The sequence below is a fragment of the Bacillus cereus group sp. BfR-BA-01408 genome (assembly GCF_022663305.1).
Classification (GTDB): domain Bacteria; phylum Bacillota; class Bacilli; order Bacillales; family Bacillaceae_G; genus Bacillus_A; species Bacillus_A pacificus.
In genome coordinates, this window is sequence record NZ_JAKUFF010000257.1 from 1 (window position 1) to 275 (window position 275).

The window sequence follows — 275 nt, forward strand, 5'->3', positions numbered from 1 at the left end:
CATTGGAATGACATCACTTGCTTCATACCCTTTATACTCCATATCATCCACATGCACAGTAATCGGCGCATCTGTAATAATCGTTGCAAGATCTTTACTCATAAGAGCTTGCTCTTTATTTGCTTCCAGCTTTTCTTTTAATTTCTTCCCGCTTACTTGATCTATATTTTCATACACTTCTTCAACTGTTCCAAACTGTGTTAACAATTTAATCGCCGTTTTTTCACCAACTCCTGGTACACCTGGAATATTATCTGATTGGTCTCCCATTAAGC

At 37.5% G+C, this 275-nt stretch carries 1 protein-coding gene; it reads right to left on the reverse strand.

Annotated elements, in window-relative coordinates:
• On the reverse strand, positions 1-275 hold a 275-nt coding region (locus MR083_RS27210), incomplete at both ends, for a 5'-3' exonuclease H3TH domain-containing protein (protein WP_277931495.1).